Below are 21,040 nucleotides of genomic sequence, written 5' to 3' on the forward strand. Positions count from 1 at the left end.
GCGGCGTAGTGCGAAACGATTGCAACACCAACCGCGTCGCGGTTGCACGCCAGCGGCGTGTCACAACAAAGCTTGGGGTCGCGCTAGCGCACCCCAAGATCAAATGTCTCAAGCCCGGCAACCCCAACGGGGTTGAACAACACTCTGCGGTGAAAGTCGAGGGATGCGATCTGCATCGAAAATAGGCCAATGCCCTGTGTTTTGTTGGGCTAGATCACTTTCCCGAAAAACAAATCGCTCTGTAATCCATTTCACGTCCCTCGCAGCGAGCGCCGACCGCCCGGAAGGCCCGTCGTACTCACAGCAGCGAAAGCCTGAACACCAACGGTTGCCGTATCCCCTATAACTTCTCCCATTCCATTCGTCATCCCCACATTTCCTCCAGAATCCTTCCTCGATGAATCTGCACCTGTTCCCGATTTCGATTCCGGCCCTCGCGGCAAGCCTGTGGCTCGGCTGCGTCTTGACCAATCCAACATTTGCACAGGAACAACGCGACCCGCCGCCGAACATCGTGATGATCATCGCCGATGATCTGGGCTATGGTGATCTCGGTTGCTACGGCCAAAAACTGATCGCCACGCCCAACCTTGACCGCTTGGCCGAACAAGGGATCCGATTCACCCAGGCCTACGCCGGTGGGCCGGTGTGCACGTCATCCCGCAGTGTGTTGATGACCGGATTGCACGGCGGTCACACTCCGGCTCGCGATAACGTTCCGCACTACCCGACCTACCTGGACGATCACGACCAAACCGTTGCCGAAGTGCTCCGGGGCGCCGGGTATCGTTGCGGCGGCGTGGGCAAATGGTCGCTCGGTGATGCCGGGACCACCGGTGCCGCTACACAACAGGGATTCGACCAGTGGGTCGGCTATCTGAACCAGGACCACGCGCATTATTACTACACCGAGTACCTGGACCGTGGTGAAGGTCGGATCGAATTCCCTGGCAATCCGATCACAAAACACACTTACAGCCATGACGTTTTGACCGATCACGCGTTGAGCTTCATGACGGATGCAAAGCAACAACCATTCTTTCTGTACGTCGCATATACGCTGCCGCACTTTTCCTCCAAAACCGAAGATTCCGATGGACTGGCTGTGCCGTCGACCGCTCCCTATTCGGATCGCGATTGGCCGGACAAGGCCAAGAAATACGCCGCGATGGTTCACCGGTTGGACGAGGGCGTCGGCCGAATTGCCGACCGAATCGACGAGTTGGGGATCGCGGAGAATACACTGCTGATCTTCAGCAGCGACAACGGCGGCCATGCGACGGTCTGGGACCGATTTGACACCAACGGCCCGCTGCGTGGGTACAAACGCGATCTCACCGAAGGCGGCATACGGGTTCCCTTCATCGCGCGTTGGCCCGGTAAAATCCCCGCCGCAACGGTCAGTGACGAAGTCATCGCGTTTGCCGACATGATGCCGACCTTTGCCCAAATCGCTGGTCAAAAAACGCCGGCGGGTCTCGACGGGGTCTCTGTGCTAGCCGCCTTGCTGGGCGAACAGCGTACGGCCGAACGGGACTACCTGTATTGGGACTACGGCCATTGCCGACGCTTTTATGACCAGGCCGTTCGACAGGGCGATTGGAAAGCGATCCGGCTGGGCAAGGAAAAGGGTGCCATCCAGCTGTACAACCTTGAGAACGATCCCGGCGAGTCCGACGATGTGGCCGCCGATCATCCCGAAATCGTCGCTGCACTGGCCCGCATCATGGACAACGCGACGACGCCCCATCCCCGCTACCCGGTCGGGCAACTGTATCAAGGCGGACCGATCTGGCGCGCCGAAAACCAACACGCTTCACTGGTCGACCTGCCACCGGTTTCTCAGCCGGGACAGGGGGCTCATCTGCAAAGCGGGTTTGTGTTCGCCCCAGAAAAACGTCCGACACCACAATGCCATTCATCCACCTTGGTCGAAACACCCTCCGGTCTGGTAGCCGCTTGGTTCGGTGGCACCAGCGAACCGGCGCGCGACAACGTGATCTGGGTGGCTCGCCAGATCGATGGGCAATGGCAAAGACCGGTCCAAGTCGCTGACGGCAGCCAAGGTGAATCGGAAGAACATCGCGTCGGCAATCCCGTACTGTTCCAGACCAACGAAGGACCGCTGCTGTTGTTTTACAAGGTCGTCGATCCGAAAGTAGGTCGAGCGTCACATTGGTGGGGCATGCTGATGACGTCCGACGACGACGGCGCGACTTGGTCCCAGCCGCGTCGGATCGGCAGCGATGAAAAGCTCGGCCCGGGCAACCCCAACTTGATCGGACCGGTCAAAAATAAACCCATTCAACTAGCCGATGGCACGATCGTCTGTCCTTCCAGCACCGAACACGACGGCTGGCGCGTGCACTTTGAAATCAGCCGCGATCTCGGAAAGACCTGGACTGTCATCGGCCCGATCAACGACGCGGCCAACTTCAACGCGATCCAGCCGAGTCTGCTCGTGCACCCGGAGAATCAACTGCAGGTGCTTTGCCGGTCCAAGGAAGGTGTGATCGCTCAAAGCTGGTCGCAAGACGATGGAAAAACCTGGGGCCCGATCACGGCGACGACATTGCCCAACCCCAACTCCGGCACCGACGCGGTGACACTGGCCGACGGCCGACAGTTGCTGGTTTACAACCACACGATCAAACGCGGTCCGTTTCCCGCGGCGCGGACGATGCTGAATGTCGCGCTGTCCGATGACGGAAAAAAGTGGGAACCGGTGCTGACCTTGGAACGCGAGCGTCGGAGCGAGTTTTCTTACCCGGCCGTCATCCAAACATCTGACGGCAACGTCCACCTGACCTACACCTGGAAACGCCAAAGCATTCGGCACGTGGTGTTGGACCCAGAACGATTGTGATTGCGGCGTAGCGACACTCGCCTGAGCGTGGTACTCACGATGGGATCCACCTTCTGGCGAAGGTAGCTACGTTTGATCGACTATTCACCTTGTTTTGTGCGCAATGTGGCGCTGTCCCGCTATGGATCGAAACGCACCTTCGCTAGATAGACACTCGTCTTGCCTTCGTGCGATGAATAGTAGCTGATCCACAGCATCCGGTCATGCCAGACCAGGCCGGCATAGCTGGTATCGCCGCCCGATGGCAGTTTCAGTGCTTCGGTGAGCGTCCCGTTTTCCGGATCGAGCCAGCACACCGAGGTTCGCACGGTGGAATCGTACAAACGGACGACGGCGACGAACCGTCCGTCGGGCAACCGGATCATGTCCGGCCCGCCGAGTCGCACGTTCAACGGCTTCCAATCCCATTCCGTGTACGGCGGCCGGGACACGCCCAGGTTGCCCACTTTGGGCTCGCCGTCGTGACGCAGCAAACAGTACGCGGTGTCATCGGGCAGGAACACGATGGAGGTTTCGTTGGGATACGTGCCCGGGACGTCGACGTCTTCGATCAATGTTTCGAATGTCTTGCCGTCGGAACTTTTGAACAGCCGCAGCCCGCGACCGCCCTTGCCACAGCCGTAACCGAATCCGTAAGCCTCGCCTTTGTGCCAGCTGATCCGCCACAGCCAATTGTCTTGGTCGCCGACCGGCGTTGGCGTGCTCCAGTTGACGCCGTCGTCGGAAAACCAGACCAGAGACTGATGGTGCCGGCCTTGGGGAGTGTCCGCCGCACCCGCACCGGCCAACATCAGCCGATCGTCGGGCGTGACGGTGATTTTGGCGTCGCGCAAGTCGTACTTGTCCGAGGTGACCAACGCCGCCGATTCCCAGTTGTCTCCGTCGGCAGACGTCAACACCCGCAGCGCCCCGTCGGGCGACACGTGTTTCTGCCCCTCGCGAAACACACAATACCATCGGTCACGGAAACGGACCAAATCGGTAAACGCGTTGTGCGGAGCCGCGTCCCAAATCCGCTGCACATCGACCAGCACCGGCTTGGGGAATTCGTCCGCCGCCAGGAAGGCGACAGGCAAGAAGAACGAGAGAACAGCGAAGAAGACACGCTTCATGAGGTGGATCCTGGGTGGGGGAAAGGAGGGGTGGGAGCGGAGCATTTTAACGCAATGGCAAAACGATGGGGGCAAAACGATTCGAAAGCCATGCCAGTGGGAAGCGAAAGCGAGCGGCCCGTGGAGTCGGTCTGCGGTAGGGAGGAGGCAGAATAATTCGGGGCAGAATGATGTTTGGACCGAATGCTGGAGCACCCGGCTAACCATTCCCGCCACACTTCTGCTTCCATCTTGACGCCTCCATTCTGCCCCCATCATTCTGCCCCCCCATCGTCTTGCCCCCATCGTTTTGCCCCAGCCCCCTGTAACAGTGTCGCCGTGTTTTCGCTTGGACCAGGACAGGTTGTCCCGCTTTCCAACCCCCGAACCACGAGCCGTGACCATGAAACCCGTTTTCTCACTTTCGATCGCATTCATCCTGGCCATTCTAGGCACCATCGCCCATGCGGAGGCCCCGCGGGTCGGTTCTCGCCAGCCGATCACGACCGTCGAATCTGATGTGATCGCCGCGAGCCCCACCGTTTCGCGATCCGCGTTCCAAGACATGTTGTACGACTACGAAGTCTATTCGGCACCGGACGTCTCCGGAGAAACGGAGTTTGTGATCATCGGCCGCGACGCCGAAACCGGCAGCTGGGATTTCGTGCATCGATTCGAGTGGACCGGCAGTGTCGACCACGGATCATGGTCCGACAGGGGCGTCTGGACATTCTCGTCGTGGTGGAGTGCCCGCAACGCCGCCGAAAACCAAATCGATGATGGGAAAATCACGGACTATGAAATCATCGAACAACCCGTCCAGCCGCAATGGACCTACGAAGCGACCTTGCCGACGCGGGCGCAAGCGGAAGACTATGCCGACGAAATCGAGTACTGGTCCAACGAATTCAATGTGCCCCACGTCACCAAGATCGTTCCGGTCTTGATGCTTTCCTACTCCACCGTGGGTACACTAAAATAGTTCTCCGGGCTCACGTAGCTACCTTCGCCAGAAGGTGGATCCGCTGGATTTCCATCGCTCTGGCGCGCGTCGCGACGTCAAGGCGATTACACAAGCAACGCTTGGGGGAAGATCAGTCATGTCGCCATTATCGAAGACACTTACCCTGATCGCACTTTTGACGTGCCTGCTCGCAACCCCCAGTCCCGCAGCCGACATGGAATGGGTCCAACTCTCCGCGGACGGCAAAGGATTCGCGCTCGCCGAATCCGGCACGCCGTTCATCCCGTGGGGATTCAATTACGACCACGAAGGCGACGGCAAGCTTCTGGAAGACTACTGGGACGACCAATGGCCGACCGTCGAATCGGCGTTTGAAGAGATGAAGGAACTGGGGGCCAATGTCGTCCGCATCCATCTGCAGTTCGGGCGGTTCATGGAAAGCCCGACCGATCCGCGGCAGCATTCATTGGATCAATTGTCACGGATGGTCAAGCTTGCCGAGCGGACGGGGCTCTACCTGGATCTCACCGGATTGGGCTGTTACCACAAGCAAGACGTCCCGCCGTGGTACGACCGGCTCAGCGAAGAAGACCGCTGGCGTGCGCAGGCCGTCTTTTGGGAAGCCGTCGCTGAAACCTGCGCCGAGAGCCCCGCCATCTTCTGCTATGACCTGATGAACGAACCGGTCGTTGCCGGCGGAGACAAAAAGCGTGAGGATTGGCTGGGGCCGGGGTTCGGCGACAAGCACTTCGTCCAATTCATCACGCTGGAGCGTCGCGGCCGCGACCGCAGTGACGTTGCTCGCGATTGGATTGGCAATCTGGTCCAAGCCATCCGCAAACACGACCAGCGACACCTGATCACCGTCGGACTTGTGCCGTGGAGTCTGGATCGTCCCGGGATGACGTCCGGGTTCATCCCCGAAAAAATCGCCGACGATCTCGACTTCATTGCCATGCACCTCTATCCCGAGAAAGGCAAGGTGGACGAGGCGATCGAAATCGTGAAGGGGTTCGCGGCGGTCGGCAAACCGGTCGTCATCGAAGAAACCTTTGTGCTCAAGTGCGGCGCCGACGAGTTGGAGGAATTCATCGACCGGTCACGGCAATATTCCACCGGTTGGATCGGATTCTATTGGGGCAAGACGCCCGAGGAGATTCGTCCGGCGAAGACAATCCCCGAGGCAATGACATTGAGCTGGCTGGAATTGTTTCAAAGGAAGACCGAACGGATCCTGGAAGCCAGCGACGAATAGATCCCCACGGATCCCAGACCGCCTTCGGAGAGTCGCCGTGTTCTCCGAACTCGGCGGATCAAAAGGCGAAGCGTTGCCTCGCGCCGACCTCGGAGAGGACGGCGACTGTTCAGCTCGTCAGAGAGTCGCCGTGTTCTCCGAACTCGGCGGATCAAAAAAGCGAAGCGTTGCCTCGCGTTGACCTCGGAGAGGACGGCGACTGTTCAGCTCGTCAGAGAGTCGCCGTGTTCTCCGAACTCGGCGGATCAAAAAAGCGAAGCGTTGGCTCGCGCCGACCTCGGAGAGGACGGCGACTGTCCTGCGCGATCGAAAACCAAGCTGCGGTAGACTGCCAGTGGTGGCGTGTGCTCTCCGCGATGCAGTGTGACCAGCTTGCGATCCGGTAGTCAATGCAATACGCTGGCGACACACGTTCATGACCCGAGGAGTTGTGCTGGCAGATGTCGGATTCTGATTCACCACAAAGCGCCCAGGCGATTCCCAGCGCAGACGGCTCGATCCCTGTTCGCCATGGGCCATACCCCGAGTTCACGTGGACCGCCGTGTTGGTCGGTTGGGTCATCGGCGCGTTGATCGCCGTCTCGATCGGCTACGCCGCGTTGATCCTCGGCTTTGCGATCGAAGGCTCCGAACTGGCCGCCATCTTGGGGTGGGGCGTCTTGCGGGGCGTGATGCGGCGCACCAGCATCGTCGAAAACAATATCAACCAAACGATCGCGTCGGCGGTCAACGGTGCATCGTCGGGCATCATGTTTTCCGTGCCCGCGCTGTTCATCCTCAGCCGCAGCGAGGGCTTCGAGTCGGTCGCAAACTTCAACACGCCGCTGATGATCCTGGCCTGCATCACCGGGTGCGTCCTGGGTTTGGCCTTCGTGATTCCGCTCCGCAAACAGATGATCGATTTTGATCGACTGGCCTACCCGGGCGGCATCGCCGTCGCCACGATTTTGAAATCGCCGGGCGCGGGGGTTCGCAAAGCCGTGTTGCTGCTCGGCGGGGCGTTGATCTCCGGGATCGCCCATCTGCTGGTTTTGTCCCTGATGGGCGAAGACCACGACTGGCATGCGGGCAGCCAATTCGGATTGCCGGCGATGTTGAATCTCAGTTTGTACTTGTCCGTGATGACGATCGGCGTCGGATACCTGTCCGGGAAAGGCGGCTTTTGGTTCGGATGCGGCGGATTCATTTGCTACTTCCTACTGTCGCCACTGTTGAGTCAGTTCGGTGGCGAAGGCGTCGCGGCGATGGTTTCCTCGCCCAACGAGATGCGCGGCGTGCTTTACAAGCCGCTCGGGATCGGCATGCTGGTCGGTGCGGCGGTCGGAGGAATCGTTGCCGCGTTTCCGCTGATCGCCAGCGCGTTCAAGTCGATGCACGCCGCGGGGCAGCAAAAGGACTCGGGGGTCAACGCCTACAACGACGAGATGCCGATCCGGTTTTTGTATGCCGCCATCGGGATCGGGCTGCTGGTGATGGTCATGATCGCGTTCAAGTCGGTGCCCGAGATGACGTTGGGTCGCGCCGTCACGATGGCCGTCTTGGGAACTCTCTGGGTCTGGGTCGCCGGCGTCGTCGTCGCAGAATGCATCGGACGGACCAATTGGTCTCCGTTGTCAGGCATGACATTGATCGCGGTGACCATCCTGATCTTGGTCGCCAAGGGAGGCCTTGATTCGGCCGCGACGATCACCAGTTCGATGGTCGTCGGTGCGGCGATTTGCCTGGCGATCTCCCAGGCCAGCGACATGATGTTGGATCTGAAAAGCGGCTACCTGGTCGGCGCCATTCCACGGCGTCAGCAATGGGCACAATTCATCGGTGCCTGGCTGGGTCCGGTGATCGTGATCTCGTTGATGTTCCTGCTGAACAACCAATACCAAATCGGATCGGACAAGCTGCCCGCGCCCCAGGCCCAAGCGTTGGCTTCGGTGACCGAAGGGATCTTGAATGACAACGTTCCGGCCTACCGTTACACCGCCGGCGCGGGGCTGGGACTCTTACTGGCGATGAGCGGTTTGGGGGGCATCGGCGTGTTGATCGCACTGGGATTCTACATGCCGTTCCAGATCGCATTGACGTACACGATCGGCAACGTGCTGCGCATCGTTTCCGACAAATCACTCGGCACCAAATTCGGTCACGAAGTCGGCATCCCGATCGCGGCGGGGCTGATCGTCGGTGAAGCCTTGGTGGGAGTCGGCAACGCGCTCTACCAAGTCTTTTTCGCAGCCCCCGAAGCCGCAGAAACAGCGATGCTCGGTTGCCAACAGTTTTCCAGGTGGATGTGATTGCGATGCGTGCACTCGGACAGATACTGATGTGGTTGGGTTTTCTGGGCGGCTCGTTCGCTTCGGTGTCGCAGCTGGAGGTCCAGGAAGACAAATGGTCGACGGTCCCGTGGCTCTGGTACGCGGTGTCGCTGGCGGTCGGGATTGTTGGGATCGTCCTGCTGCGGCGTGCCAAACACGACGACCACCGTGATGAAGACAAGACCGAGGCGGAGTATTCCGTCATCACCCGCAGCCTGGCCGAGCTGTCGACCGCCGTGGAACTGCTCTGTCAGCACTCCCAGTGTCCCCCTGCCGACGCCTTAAAATTCATCGACGCCCGCTGCGCCGAACCGCTTTCCGATTTCGCCGATTCGCGTCAAGCTCTCGTCAAGCGGTTCGGAATGGCAGTCTATGCCGACGTGATGACCGAGTTCGCGTCAGCCGAACGCTACGTCAACCGCAGCTGGTCGGCCGCGGCCGACGGTTACATGGACGAAGTGGACGCCAGCATCCGCCGCGCCCAGGGGCATCTGGCCAACGCCAGGAACCTGATCGCGGCAGCCGAGCAATCGGTTTCGGACGCGGCTTAGAATTCACGCGGACTGATTTGATGCCAGTTGTTAACTGTTTGAACTGCATGTCCCGCTATCGACAATCCTCGATGTCACCCGCTGACCGGTATCGTCCTCATTACACTGTCAAGGATCACCAGAGCTGGGAAGGTGACTGGGAACTTTGGCAGGGGATCGCCGTCTCGATGACACCCAGCCCATTGGGATGCCATCAGCGAATCGCCAGGAATCTGGTTGTCGACTTGGACGTCAAGATCCGAGAGGCGGGCTGTGACGCAAATGTGTTGTTCGAGATCGACTGGATCGTAGCTCGCGACACCGTGGTTCGCCCCGATGTGATCGTCGTCTGTGGCGAGACGCCCGCCAAGCAGATCGTGAAATGGATCGGTATTTCGCAAAGCAAGTACTTTGACTGGAAGAAACGATGCGGCAAATCTGGATGGAAGACTGGGAAAAGCAAGCGATTCTCAGATTCCAATAGGCCAACCCGCTGGAAGGCTATCGTCGGTTGGCGTTCATGATGCTCGATGTTGATGTCGTTTCCGTAAGTCCCTCAGGCGTCTTCCGTGTCCTGCGGGAGGCCGGCGTGATGGACCGATTTAAAGGTAAGTAGTCCAAGAAGGGCACGGGGTTCGGCCAGCCCTCGAAACCCCGCGATCACTCGCATGTGGACGTGGGTTAGCTGAATATCGGTGGCACGTTCTTCTTCATGTGCAGCGCGCTTGATGGCTGCTCGCGCAGTATCGTTCATAGGGAAATCCGCAAGGATGGGGGATTGTTAGCGGTTGATCCGGCAAATTCGACTGAGTCGCCCCGTCTAAATTCATCGGCTGTGAGTTGCCCGTTCCACAGACTGCGAACGGTGGCCCCAGACGTCGATAAAGGTCAACGTCTGGCGATGTGAAACAGATCTGGGGAATCCCGATGCATGCACAACGACTCTTGCGTCTGCTCTTCTTAATGGGTGTCCTGTGTTGCGGTGAGTGTTGGGCCCAGGGATTCCTGAGGAACCGGCCCGTGCCCGGTGGAGGGCGAGGTGCGGAGGCCGAAATTGAGACCGACCGAGACTCTTTCACTCCGGCAACCACAACGGCCGGCGACGGGCGTTGGATGGTTGAGGCGGCGTATTCATTCATCGACAATCGGGACGTCCCGGAAACGCACAGCTATCCCGAACTATTGATTCGTCGGGGCGTGGACGACTGGTTTGAAATTCGACTCGGTTGGAACTATGAAGTCGGCGGCGCGGGCAGTCCCATCTCGGGGAACGTGCCGATCGATCTGGCCGAAGAGGAAGAAATTGAACGCGAGTCACGTCTTCTCTACGGAGCCAAAGCCCTGCTCTGTGAGCAGAGTGGGTTGATCCCCGAGAGCTCGATTCTGATCCAAGGATACACCCCGACCAGTGGAGAAACCTCAGATACTGAGTTATCTGTCACGCCGATCTTCGGCTGGGCACTGAACCGTAGCGTCGTTTGGGATTCTGCGATCCGCTACAGCACGAGTACTCTGGAGGAGGACCACTTCAATGTTTGGGCACCGTCGACGGTGGTGAAGTTCCCCATTGGAGAACGGTGGAAGGCTCACGCGGAGTACTTTGGGATCTTCTCGGACGGTCGAGAGGAGGAGTCGGACCAGCACTTCTTTTCGCCAGGCGCGCATTATCTCGTCACACCCGATCTTGAAATCGGCTGTCGAGTGGGCTGGGGCCTGAATGATCAAGCCCCGCATTTCTTTTCCAACGCAGGTTTTGGGTGGCGATACTAACGTTGCGCCCGTCGCCCGCTCACACGGGGAAGGCCAAAAGGGACGGGGGTCGTTAAACGACTTGATCATCGTTTGCAGTGCTCCCGTCGTTGTGGCGTGAGTTTTTCCAAATTTTTCAAATCCTCCGCTCGCCCTCGATCGTCTTACAATGGGAATCGTTGGTTCCCCTAGGAATTCAATGGGGGCTGAAAGGAAGGCTGATCATGCGATTGACATCCAGTAGGCTTTGGCTCGTTGGGCTCGTCTTGTTGATGACGGGGACCGCACCCTTGCGGGCGGATTTGATTCCGCCGGGCCACAAAGCGGTCTCGCACACGCTGGTGTTTGTCGACTCACCGCTGCTTCATTCACACCGACTGATCGCGATGCCGGTGCGTGGGTTCGGAGGACATGAAGAGATCCAACCGCGGCGTCCGTTTCGGTTTTCCTCCAAGTACGGAACGCGACTGTACGTGGTGCCCAGGGACTTTGTGCCGCCCGCCGAGGTGAACCCGGGGCAACCACTGCCCTTTCCTTCATGCGACGTTCCGGTTTCATCGACGACTTCGGTTCCGATCCTCAGCCCGATCGACTCGCTGCGTTCGACGTGCAAGTTGGTCGCGGTTGCGGACGACGCGATTCAAGTCGAACTGGTCGATCACGCCGAACTCGATTCAAATGGCGAGCCGGCGTCGGTCTCCAAGATCGTCCTTCCCATGCTGCTCATCTCGGCCGGTGGGGTGATTGGCTGTTATTTGGTTTGGCGCCAAACGCGACGCGCAAGGAAAGTCGCGACGGCCGATCCGACGGCAACGTAGACCACCAGACGTCAACCACTGAAGAGCTTGATCGAGACGATGGCGTTGTACCTTGTCACACTGGCGCTGACGATCGGAATTGAGCTGGCAATTGTCGCAGTGGCCCGCCGAATCGTGCCGAAACTCCGCGAGTCACCGATCCTCATGTCGTGTGTTTGCATCAACTCGGTGACACACCCTCTCGCGACGCTCTCCCACTTTGGGCTTTCTCTTCCGCTCCTTCCGGTCGAACTGGCTGTCATCGCTGTCGAGTCGATCGGGTATCGGTCGGTCGGCGGAATCGCCGTGAAACGGTCGATGGGGCTGGCTCTCGCAACGAACTTGGCATCAATGATCGTCGGCGTCCTCGCCTTCTAAGCCCCAAAAGGGACGGGGGTATTTAAACGATTTGCTGCCTGCTGACGACACCACAGAACTCTCCCCCCGCCAATTGGTGGGCGTGCCAGTGCATCGTGTGGGAGTTTGGTCGGCCAGCGAAACAAACGTGTGAGCTGGTGCTTGGTACTGAGCCTGCCCCGTTTGGTTTGACTGGCCCGTTGGATTTTGCCCCGTAACCCTGCTCGATCAGTTTAAAACGTGATAGACGATTGCCGCCAAGGATCCGCCAACGATGGGGCCGGCCACCGGTACCCACGCGTACCTCCAGTCGCTATCGCGTTTGTGCGTGATGGGCAGCAACGCATGGACAATTCGTGGACCGAGATCGCGCGCGGGATTGATCGCATAACCGGTCGTTCCCCCCAACGACATGCCGATGCCAAACACAAGCAACGCGACCGGCAAGTAGCCGAGTGAGCCGAGTCCGAGTCGCGGATCGGTGTCAACCGGTACCTCGCCCTGGATCAAACTGGGCGTGACCATCAAGAAAATCGGCAGTACCAAGGCGAACGTTCCGACCACTTCGCAAAAAAACGCTTGCAGGTTGTTGCGGATCGCCGGCGCGGTGGCAAAGCAAGCGAGCATGGCATCCGGATCACGCGTCGCAGCGAAATGCTGGCGATAGAACAGATAAACCAGCACCGCACCGATCATCGCGCCGATCATCTGAGCGATGATGTAGGAGATCATCGAAACCATCGAAAGCCGCCCCGCGGCGAACATCGCGATCGACACCGCCGGATTGATGTGTGCACCGCTGAATTCGTTGGCACAAAACGCCCCGATAAACACCGCGATTCCCCATCCGGCGCTGATGGTCAGCCAACCGGCGCTGTTGCCCTTGGTACGCTCGAGAACAACGTTCGCAACGACGCCGTTGCCAAACAAAATCAGCATCATCGTACCGATGACTTCTGCGGTAAATGCGGACATAAATGAATCGGGGCTGGGAATGAGCCAACAAGAGTTGGGGGGCGGGGGAGTGGCAACCTGACGTTGCGGCAAGTGAACGCTGCTTCATCTCACGACGCCAAAGTGTAGCGACTTGATTCAGCCGATGTCGGTCGACGGTAAGATTTCCCGCGGGCAGATCGGATACCGTGCCGTTCCGTTGGTCCCTCCTTCGCCACGTTCGGCCATTCTGCGGCCGGGTTCGTCAGCAACGGCTTCAAGCTGACTCCTTCCAGATCCTCTCTGGGCGGCAAGCCACACAATTCGATCAGCGTCGGATAGATCGACAACAATTGAACGGTGCGTGTGCATGGCTTGAATTGATCAATCCCCGGGACACTGATAATGAAAGGAACGCGAGTGGCTTGCTCCCCTAGTGATTGCTTCGCCCAGCGTTACTTCTCACCGAGAAAAAAGCCATGGTCCGAGTACAGCACGAGTAGGAAGAGCAGCGATTGAGCACGAATCATGTGAAAACGCCTCAGCGGGATGGAGGGTGCGGAGAGAACAAGCGTGTAGTCGATGACTTCGACGAGCACACTTCGAGCGACGTTTCGGCCTCCCCGCTCGCTGATTCCGATCCGAGTTGTATCGCCATCCATGACACCGGCGATCAAGACAATCGCTGCAGCCAGGGAACCTGCGGAATTGACAGCGGTGTCGCGACCACCGAACCTATACGGACACCGCACACGCCAGAAAGGATCCAAACGATGATCCTTTGGCGGCGGCGCGGACCGCTGATTCACACACGTTTGTTCCTTGACAGGCCGGTCGGATCAAGACTACTCGAGCTTACCGGCGTTCCTTTCTGTCCCGCGCAAGAGATCCAATGCTGCGTTCGATCCTAATGACCCTGCTTGTCTGCGTCCCCGTCTCCGCTTGGTCGACTGACGAATCGAGTCCGGAAAAGCTGCGGATCATCACGCACAATGTGTGGTATGGGTTCACGAAGAAGCCTGAACCCCGGTATGCCGACTGGAAACGCTGGATGAAGGCCCAGACGCCGGATGTCGTTTCACTGCAGGAACTGAACACCTACACCGAGGAAAAACTGCTGGCAGATGCCGAATCATGGGGGCACCGGCATTCCGTACTGCTGAAGGAAGGCGGATTCTCCACCGGGATCACATCCCGATATCCGATCCATGATGTAAAACGAATTCGCCAAGGATTCCACCATGGCCTGCTGCGATGTCGAATTCAGGGCATCTGGTTTTACGTGATCCATTTCCATCCCTCCAATTTCCGGTGGCGAATCGATGAAGCGGCACTGTTGAAGCAAGATGTGGAATCGCTTGCCGAAGAGAATCCGAAGGTCGTCCTTGCCGGCGATTTCAATGGCTTTTCCCCAGCCGACAAGTCGCAGTATGACTCCGATCCACTGCTGGTTTCCTTCTTCAAGCGTCTCGATCAGAAAAACCCCGCGGCCCGCAATCTGAATGATGGAAGAATCGATTACGGTGGAATCCAGGCAATTCTGGAACAGGGTTACACGGATCTGATTGCCTCGCGCCGATCTCCTCGGCTTCCCTTTGTCGGGACCTTTCCCAGCAAGCTGGTGAGCGACCAGGATCACGGGACCGATCGCCGCCTGGATTACATCTTTGTCTCCCCGTCATTGCGCGATCAGGTGGAATCGGTCGCGATCCTGCGTGATCCCTGCACGGAAATGCTTTCCGATCATCTTCCGGTGACCGCAACCATTCGGCTGCAAGACGCCACTGCACGAAAATCGGTATTCACATCAAAGCCGAAACTGTTGCAGGAAACAGGAGCCGGTGAAGGTCCGGCGTGGCATCCCAAGCTGGGGTTGCTGACCAGCGGCGAAGGCAACATCAATCGACGCACGCCAGCGGGGGAGCAAAGTGTGTGGTTGCGCGACGCGGGATCCAATGGATTGCGATTCGACAAACAGGGAGATTTGGTTATCTGCCAGTCGGCTCGGCGACGTCTGGTGCGACAGCGTCAGGATGGTACGCTGCAGGTGCTGGCAGACCATTACCGGAAGATGAAATTCAACACCCCGAACGATCTGGCCATTGATGCAAAGGGACGCATCTATTTTACCGACCCCCGCTACGGCGATCGCTCCTCCATCGAGATGCGTGATGGGTCTGGCCGTCAGGTGGAAGGGGTTTATCGCGTGGACCCTGATGGCACGATTGCCCGCATCATCACGCACGAAGTTGACCGCCCCAATGGCATTGCAATCACGGCGGACAATCGATTCTTGTATGTCGCGGACAACAATAACAACACTCGCGGTGGGGCGCGCAAGTTGTGGCGATTTAATCTGAACCCCGACGGCAGCATTGACGCCGCGACGCAGAGGCTGATTTATGACTGGGGAACGACGCGGGGTCCGGATGGCTTGAAACTCGACACCGCGGGAAGGCTGTATGTCGCCGCCGGGTTGAATCGTCCGAACCTGCCCTATGAAACCGCGGATCCGCCCACGGCTGGGATCTATGTGTTTTCCCCGGCAGGCGACTTGCTGGAATTCATCGCGATCCCCCGTGACGAAACGACGAATTGTTCGTTCGGCGGCGCGGACGGAAAAACGCTGTTCGTGACGGCAGGAGGCACGTTGTGGAGCATCCGTACCACCACCCCCGGCCAAACATTCTGAGCCGGTCACATATGGACGTCCGATGAACGCTGAGAATCCTGAGAACGCTGAGAATCAGACTGTCGAATCGATCGAGCGTCAACGTCGTTCGTGTTTTGAGTACCAACCGATTGAACCCGACCATCAAAGTTTGATTGCGGGGATCGTCGGTCTCGCAGCGATCACACTCATGCTGGGGATCGCGGTCCCGGTGGAAATCCATCTGTTGAACGTGCTAGACATCAACCGACCCATTTATCCCTGGATGATGGTGATCGTGCAGTCCATCTTACTTCCGCCGTTGGTTGGTTTTACATTCGCTGTCCTCACGCCGATGTTTTGGTATGGATCGATCATCTTGCGGTTTGCGATGGCGACTGCAGCCGTATTGCCCGGATGCGTTGGATTTGGCGTTGCTCTCAGCCTGGTCGAAAACGGGTTGCCCCATGATTTCGTCCCTTCGTTTTCCGCGGTGATGTTCACCTGTTTGATGGCGGTCGCCACGGTCGCATTGACGACGCAACTGTGGAGTCGGTGGACGTTGTCGCACGCTCGATCCGATGCAACCACATTGCCGCAAACGGGAATCCGTTCAATGATTGAGTTGACGGGGATCGCCGCGGTCGGCTGCGCTGTTTTGATGTCGAGCGGCTTCCTCGAGTATCTGGAGGGAATTTACCTGTTCGGCGGCATCGGATTCATGGCGGCGATCGCGATCATCTGCACCCAAATTGCTTTCCTTCGCAAGGGATCTCGCAGTCGCACCGCGACGGTCACCAGCCTTATCTTCGCCTTCGCCGCGGCCTTTGTCCTGAACAGTTTCTTCGCCGTGATGGAGTTCGGATTGGATGTCTTAACAGTCCAGCTATTGTGGATCAGTGCGACGTCACTGTACGGCGCGTTGTTGATTTGCGCAACCATGTGGATCTGTCTCAGCTGGCTGCGATTCTGCGGATGGCAATGCATCGACCGAAAAAGCATGAGACAGCGAATCGTCGGCGGCGGGAACAAGGGAAACGATCCAGCAGACCGGAACTGATGCGAACCAGGACTTTTGCTTGCTCCAATTCAGCAATGGAGCGTTATCGGTAATCGAATTGGACCGTTGCAGAGGTCTCGCTATCGCAAACGGCTCGTATCCAGCAGGCTGAAAACGCCGTCGGGAATTGATGCCGCAACGTTTCGCCGGCGGGAACGCTGAAGCTTTGGTAGTCCACCCAGCGGTCGTTTCCATCCAGATCGATTTGAAGCGTGATGCGGATCGGCTTCGCGTTGCCGTGGGCCATGGAAACGGTCTTTTGATCGTAACCCTTCATCAGATAGGCATCCGATGGGACGCCGGGTTTGACGAGCGTCTGCAGCCACGGACCGCCCCGGCCGACTGGTTTGCCGAGTTTCCAGAGATCATCGATGGCACCGAACCACAGACCGACACGCTGCTTGTCGTCCCGAAAGACATGACCGTCGGTGGTGGCGTCCGCGCGGACCCCGCAAAGAGCAAGCAGCCCGTTCCAAGAGCAAAAGTCCGTGATCTGTTTTGAATGGCTCGACACGGGACGCATCAGATTCCACGCCGGCGGCGCACCATTGGTGATCAGCGGTACTTCGTAGAACGTGCCGTGGATGTTGGCAAGATGACGTTCGGATTGGACTTCTCGCGATGCCCGCGGCCAGCCCGACGCGAACGGCTGATCGTAGGCCGCGTCGCCTTTGGGCAGTCGCCGCCGCTTTCCGTTGTGATTCAAAATGACGGATGCTTCGTCGACCGAGAACTCTGGTTCGACATGCAGCAGCTTGGCAAGTTTTGCATCCGGCTTGTCCGACTGGAAAGTAAAGTCGGCCTTGGTGAAATCGAAATTTCGGCCGTCCCCGGTGATGACTCGCAGATTTCGATTGCGTTTGGCCGGGTAGACGATGCCGGCCAAAGCGTCTTCGTCGACGTCGGCAAGCCCGGCGAAGAGCGTCTTGTTCGCTGGCGTTTCGCCATCGACGAACCGGCTGGTGGTTTGGTGCAGGATGGCGGTTGCCACACAGTCACGATCGGTGAGCAGTCGCAACCACTCCGCATCCAAGTCGCTCGGGAGCACTTTCGCAATCGACTCGCCCCCCGCCAACTCGATCGTTTCCAAATCGGTCCAAGAGTTGTCGCCTTGGCGGTCGACCTGCAGCTTGACTCGAACGGGATCCTCGGTTGCTGAAGCCTCGGCATCCTGTTTGATCGGAATCTCGACCGATGCTCTGCCCACCGATGACAGCGAATCGGCGGCGTCGTCCTGGATGTCCACAAAGGCGAGATGCGGAGCACCGAACGCCCCTTTGGAATGTTCGTCTGCATTGCCTGGAACGGAAACCTTTCCAGCCGGGAAGTCCCGGACATAAATTCGGTCACGCACCTGTTTGGCCCACGTCAACGACAGTTCAGTCGGCTTCCAATCGGACGGCAAGCTCGCTTGGCCGCGACCGTCAACGGCCAGGTAAACGGTCGCAGGCTTGGTGAGAACAAACTCAAAACCGTCCGCGGGCTCGCGCCAGTTGCCGCGAGGAACGGTGACGCGTGGCATGTGAGCGAGCGATTCGGGCAGGTCGGTGATCGGCAGTCGATCGGTGGTTCGCAGGATCGATTCGCTGACGGCTGTGATTGGGCCGACCGCAAGGTGCAAAATGCGCTGATCGAAACCGGCGATCAAGAACGGATCCGACGGCGTGTCGGCTTTCACTTCGTCTTCGATCCATGGTCCGCCATATCCGCTGGCCGGCCCCCACTGTTTAAGATCGTCGTAGGTGCCAAACCAGAGATTACTTTGCGGTTGTCCGGCCAGCGGATTGCCTTGGATGCTGGTCTCATCGGTCGCCAGAACCAGCTTGCCGTTCCAGTCACAGAAGTCCGGCACATACCGCAAATGGCTGCCGATCGGTCGGATGCCCGCCGAGTTTGCACTGGAGAATGTTTTGGGGAAATCAAAGAACATCCCGTGCATGTCCATCATCCAGCGGCCGTCGGTGATTTCGCGAATGCGAGGCCATTCGGTGTACCAACCGTGCTGGGCGTCGTTGCAGTAGGCAGCCTTGGGTAGCAAGTAGGTGTGCCATGTCCCGTGATCCAGGACCTTCAAACGAACGCTGCGGCGGTCCCAGCCCATCGTCCAGATCGGATCGTTGCCGTCGCTGCCGCCGGTGATTCCCTTGGGGCCGGTGACTTCGGTGAATTGACGGCGTTCGACGATCCGCCAGTTCGTGCCATCAAATTCAGCCAACACGCCCCGTTCTTCCGGCGTCTTTGCTTCGCCGCCGACCAGGACATCGTTGTAGTCGCCGACGTGTAGTTCGCCGTTGTTGGAAATCACCAGTCGACCTTGCGATGTGTAGCCGCCCTTGCCATGCCAACCGGGAACAGGCTTCTTGAACAGCCGCTTCACCTGCAGCGTGTGTACGTTGGCTTCCCAAATCGAACCTTCCATGTCGATGTAATAGACCATGTTTTTCGGATCGCTCAGGTGACGCGCGATCGCCGTGACACGGATCGGCATATCCGCCGGCTGAATCGTCCGTACATTTCCGTTGCGATCGACTAGGTGGTGACCGATCAACAGTTGCTTTGATTCTTCGTGGATCATCCGCCCTGCCGGAGTACCACCAACGCTTTCGGGATGGACGTTCATTGGCTGGGTGAGATCAAGATCGATCGAGTACAGTTTGTGCTCGCTTCCTCGCGGCTTGTGTGGGGCGTAGTTGACCATCCACAGTTTTCCGGCCCACGGAACGATGGCTCCGATTCCACATTCGTTGTGGCCTTCTTTGTAGTGGCCGCCGTTCTGGCTGTAGACGCCATAGGTGGTCAGGTGCGGGTACACACCGCTGATGTGAAGATCCGTTCGAGGCGTCTGGGGCGGGGTGTCAGAAACATCGTCTTGTTTTTGGGGCGGTTTCTTCGAGGAATCCGAGGCGGTGGTGAAGGATTGTTCGGTCGACCGGCGAGCCTCCTTGCGGATGCGTCGCTTTTCTTTAGCGAGCTCATGCTTGAGACGCTTTAACACTGCGGAGTTCTCGGCGTTTCCAGCGACGTTGTTCCTCTCGATCGCATCAGACGACAGATCGTAGAGCTCTTCAAACGTCGACTCGTCATCGACCCGTGTTTCGATGTACTTCCAACGCTGCTCGCGCACGGCCCACAACGGTTGGCTGCCAAGCTGCGGTGTCGGTGCTTCGTACAGAAAACTCGTTCGCCAATCGTCCAATTGCTTCCCGGTGACGATCGGCAGCAGACTGCGTCCGTGAACTTCGGCTGGAACGTCCAAGCCAGCCAGCTCGTAGATGGTCGCCGTCAGATCGATGTTCAATACAATTCGATCGGATACTTGCGGCACGGTCGATGGACCTGCAATGGCCATCGGGACTCGCATCGATTCTTCGTACGCCAAGACCTTGCTGGTCAATCCGTGTTCGCCCAGCAGCCATCCGTTGTCGCCCATGAAGATGATCCACGTGTTCTCGCTCCGCGCACCGCGTTGGAGTTCATCGAGCACGCGACCGACCGCCGCATCCATTTGTTCGACGCTGGCACGGTAGTCACGGATGTGGCTGCGGATTTTTTCTGGATCGTCGTAACCGTATTTCAACGCCTGGGTACGGTTGCGTGCCGACTGCAAATAGTCAGGCTTGCCGTCAAGATCGTCATCCCATGTCTCCGGCAAGGGCATCGCATCGACACGGTGACGATCGAGGTACTCCTGTTCCGCGGGCCACGTGTGGTTGTGGTCCATGTGGGGCACCTGGGTGCACATCCACAATACGAACGGCTTTCCCGCTGAGGTCGACTCCCGAATGAAGCGTATCGATTCATCGGCTGCCACGTCGTCAACAAAACCCGGCATGCTCTCGGTGACGCCGTCGATCGTGAATTTGCGGTTGTACCAGGGCCCGTTGGACCAGCAGGTTGATGCAAAGTCAAAGCCGCATTGCTGGGGCGTCGTCTTGAGATGCCATTTGCCCGTGACTCCGATTGCATAGCCCGCTCCGCGCAGCGCATGCGCAAACGTCGTTTCACCCTGATTCAGCGAGACCTTTCCGAACGCAGTGACTCCATTTGCGCTGCCGTAACGCCCTGTCAGGCAAGCCGCTCGACTGGGCGAACAGATCGCCAGCGTCACGAACGCGTTGTCAAATCGAGTGCCGTTCTCAGCGATGCGATCGAGATTCGGGGTGCGGATGCGTTGGTGACTTGAGCTGCCGTAACTATCCCACCGATGATCGTCAGTCAAAACGAAGACGATGTTTGGGCGGCTGTCAGCGACAGCCTGATTCGGGGCGTTGGAATGAACAGCGCCGAGAAGGATCAGCAGGCAAGTTGCAATACGGAGCATCGTTTTTCAGCAGCGCGAGCAAGGAATGATGTGAATGGACAGATGGGAGACGCGATCGGATCGATCACTCCACGGTTAAGCTGGAACTGGCATTTTCTGCCTCGGATTGAGCATTGATTGCGTCCCAATCGACTTTGGTGGGAGGCGTCCGCTTTCTC

Annotated in this window: 15 protein-coding genes; 12 read left to right on the plus strand and 3 right to left on the minus strand. The window is 58.4% G+C overall.

The features are described from left to right. Nucleotides 1–397 precede the first annotated feature (397 nt). On the plus strand, nt 398–2,866 hold the full coding sequence (locus H1B37_RS34085; protein WP_286178180.1) for an exo-alpha-sialidase: 2,469 nt from the start codon (nt 398–400) through the stop codon (nt 2,864–2,866). A gap of 119 nt (nt 2,867–2,985) precedes the next feature. On the opposite strand, the gene H1B37_RS25715 is transcribed toward H1B37_RS34085, so the two are convergent. Next, on the minus strand, nt 2,986–3,978 hold the full coding sequence (locus H1B37_RS25715; RefSeq protein WP_220498370.1) for a sialidase family protein: 993 nt from the start codon (nt 3,976–3,978) through the stop codon (nt 2,986–2,988). A 382-nt stretch (nt 3,979–4,360) separates the two neighbouring features. On the opposite strand from H1B37_RS25715, the gene H1B37_RS25720 reads away from it, so the two are divergent. The 8 genes from H1B37_RS25720 to H1B37_RS25755 all read left to right on the plus strand — a co-directional run bounded on the left by H1B37_RS25720 (nt 4,361) and on the right by H1B37_RS25755 (nt 11,939). Then, nucleotides 4,361–4,939, plus strand: coding sequence for a hypothetical protein (locus H1B37_RS25720; RefSeq protein ID WP_182870146.1), 579 nt, complete (start codon nt 4,361–4,363; stop codon nt 4,937–4,939). 118 nt (nt 4,940–5,057) lie between these two features. Next, nucleotides 5,058–6,176: a cellulase family glycosylhydrolase gene (locus H1B37_RS25725; RefSeq protein WP_182870147.1), complete on the plus strand. Its 1,119-nt coding sequence runs from the start codon at nt 5,058–5,060 to the stop codon at nt 6,174–6,176. Between the two features lie 440 nt (nt 6,177–6,616). Further along, nucleotides 6,617–8,464, plus strand: coding sequence for an OPT family oligopeptide transporter (locus H1B37_RS25730; protein ID WP_182870148.1), 1,848 nt, complete (start codon nt 6,617–6,619; stop codon nt 8,462–8,464). Next, on the plus strand, nt 8,437–9,036 hold the full coding sequence (locus H1B37_RS25735) for a hypothetical protein (protein ID WP_182870149.1): 600 nt from the start codon (nt 8,437–8,439) through the stop codon (nt 9,034–9,036). The genes H1B37_RS25730 and H1B37_RS25735 overlap by 28 nt, the downstream gene beginning before the upstream one ends. Before the next feature lie 47 nt (nt 9,037–9,083). Then, complete coding sequence (locus tag H1B37_RS25740) at nt 9,084–9,539, plus strand: Uma2 family endonuclease (protein ID WP_220498371.1); 456 nt, start codon at nt 9,084–9,086, stop codon at nt 9,537–9,539. Between the two features lie 439 nt (nt 9,540–9,978). Then, nucleotides 9,979–10,785: a transporter gene (locus tag H1B37_RS25745; protein WP_286178189.1), complete on the plus strand. Its 807-nt coding sequence runs from the start codon at nt 9,979–9,981 to the stop codon at nt 10,783–10,785. 203 nt (nt 10,786–10,988) lie between these two features. Next, nucleotides 10,989–11,582 carry a hypothetical protein gene (locus tag H1B37_RS25750; protein ID WP_182870152.1) on the plus strand — a complete coding sequence of 198 codons (594 nt, stop codon included), beginning with the start codon at nt 10,989–10,991 and terminating at the stop codon, nt 11,580–11,582. Nucleotides 11,583–11,621: 39 nt separating this feature from the next. Next, nucleotides 11,622–11,939, plus strand: a complete 318-nt coding sequence (locus H1B37_RS25755; protein ID WP_182870153.1) for a hypothetical protein — start codon at nt 11,622–11,624, stop codon at nt 11,937–11,939. 207 nt (nt 11,940–12,146) lie between these two features. Here the strand turns inward: H1B37_RS25755 and H1B37_RS25760 are convergent, their stop codons facing one another. Next, nucleotides 12,147–12,893: an MIP/aquaporin family protein gene (locus H1B37_RS25760; protein ID WP_182870154.1), complete on the minus strand. Its 747-nt coding sequence runs from the start codon at nt 12,891–12,893 to the stop codon at nt 12,147–12,149. A gap of 868 nt (nt 12,894–13,761) precedes the next feature. Between H1B37_RS25760 and H1B37_RS34550 the strand changes: the two genes are divergently transcribed. Together H1B37_RS34550 and H1B37_RS25770 are read left to right on the plus strand one after the other, a co-directional pair. Then, nucleotides 13,762–15,543 carry an SMP-30/gluconolactonase/LRE family protein gene (locus H1B37_RS34550; RefSeq protein ID WP_182870155.1) on the plus strand — a complete coding sequence of 594 codons (1,782 nt, stop codon included), beginning with the start codon at nt 13,762–13,764 and terminating at the stop codon, nt 15,541–15,543. 22 nt (nt 15,544–15,565) lie between these two features. After that, nucleotides 15,566–16,561: a hypothetical protein gene (locus H1B37_RS25770; protein WP_182870156.1), complete on the plus strand. Its 996-nt coding sequence runs from the start codon at nt 15,566–15,568 to the stop codon at nt 16,559–16,561. 43 nt (nt 16,562–16,604) lie between these two features. Here H1B37_RS25770 and H1B37_RS25775 read toward each other — a convergent pair whose 3' ends face one another. Next, nucleotides 16,605–20,780 (minus strand): sulfatase-like hydrolase/transferase, encoded by a 4,176-nt coding sequence (locus H1B37_RS25775; RefSeq protein WP_286178182.1) that lies wholly within the window; start codon nt 20,778–20,780, stop codon nt 16,605–16,607. Between H1B37_RS25775 and H1B37_RS33445 the strand changes: the two genes are divergently transcribed. Beyond that, on the plus strand, nt 20,766–20,999 hold the full coding sequence (locus H1B37_RS33445; protein ID WP_220498373.1) for a hypothetical protein: 234 nt from the start codon (nt 20,766–20,768) through the stop codon (nt 20,997–20,999). The two genes, H1B37_RS25775 and H1B37_RS33445, sit on opposite strands and share 15 nt — an antisense overlap. Nucleotides 21,000–21,040: the final 41 nt, after the last annotated feature.

Origin of the sequence: Stieleria mannarensis (assembly GCF_014154935.1) — a bacterium.
Taxonomy (GTDB): Bacteria; Planctomycetota; Planctomycetia; order Pirellulales; family Pirellulaceae; genus Stieleria; species Stieleria mannarensis.

What these genes read in the sequence shown, in the direction of transcription:
- H1B37_RS25730 (WP_182870148.1), top strand. Translation starts at nt 6,617, where the DNA reads ATGTCGGATTCTGATTCACCACAAAGCGCCCAGGCGATTCCCAGCGCA.
- H1B37_RS34550 (WP_182870155.1), top strand. Translation starts at nt 13,762, where the DNA reads ATGACCCTGCTTGTCTGCGTCCCCGTCTCCGCTTGGTCGACTGACGAA.
- H1B37_RS25755 (WP_182870153.1), top strand. Translation starts at nt 11,622, where the DNA reads ATGGCGTTGTACCTTGTCACACTGGCGCTGACGATCGGAATTGAGCTG.
- H1B37_RS25720 (WP_182870146.1), top strand. Translation starts at nt 4,361, where the DNA reads ATGAAACCCGTTTTCTCACTTTCGATCGCATTCATCCTGGCCATTCTA.
- H1B37_RS25725 (WP_182870147.1), top strand. Translation starts at nt 5,058, where the DNA reads ATGTCGCCATTATCGAAGACACTTACCCTGATCGCACTTTTGACGTGC.
- H1B37_RS34085 (WP_286178180.1), top strand. Translation starts at nt 398, where the DNA reads ATGAATCTGCACCTGTTCCCGATTTCGATTCCGGCCCTCGCGGCAAGC.
- H1B37_RS25715 (WP_220498370.1), bottom strand. Translation starts at nt 3,978, where the DNA reads ATGAAGCGTGTCTTCTTCGCTGTTCTCTCGTTCTTCTTGCCTGTCGCC.
- H1B37_RS33445 (WP_220498373.1), top strand. Translation starts at nt 20,766, where the DNA reads ATGATCGTCAGTCAAAACGAAGACGATGTTTGGGCGGCTGTCAGCGAC.
- H1B37_RS25750 (WP_182870152.1), top strand. Translation starts at nt 10,989, where the DNA reads ATGCGATTGACATCCAGTAGGCTTTGGCTCGTTGGGCTCGTCTTGTTG.
- H1B37_RS25740 (WP_220498371.1), top strand. Translation starts at nt 9,084, where the DNA reads ATGTCCCGCTATCGACAATCCTCGATGTCACCCGCTGACCGGTATCGT.
- H1B37_RS25760 (WP_182870154.1), bottom strand. Translation starts at nt 12,893, where the DNA reads ATGTCCGCATTTACCGCAGAAGTCATCGGTACGATGATGCTGATTTTG.
- H1B37_RS25770 (WP_182870156.1), top strand. Translation starts at nt 15,566, where the DNA reads ATGAACGCTGAGAATCCTGAGAACGCTGAGAATCAGACTGTCGAATCG.
- H1B37_RS25745 (WP_286178189.1), top strand. Translation starts at nt 9,979, where the DNA reads ATGGGTGTCCTGTGTTGCGGTGAGTGTTGGGCCCAGGGATTCCTGAGG.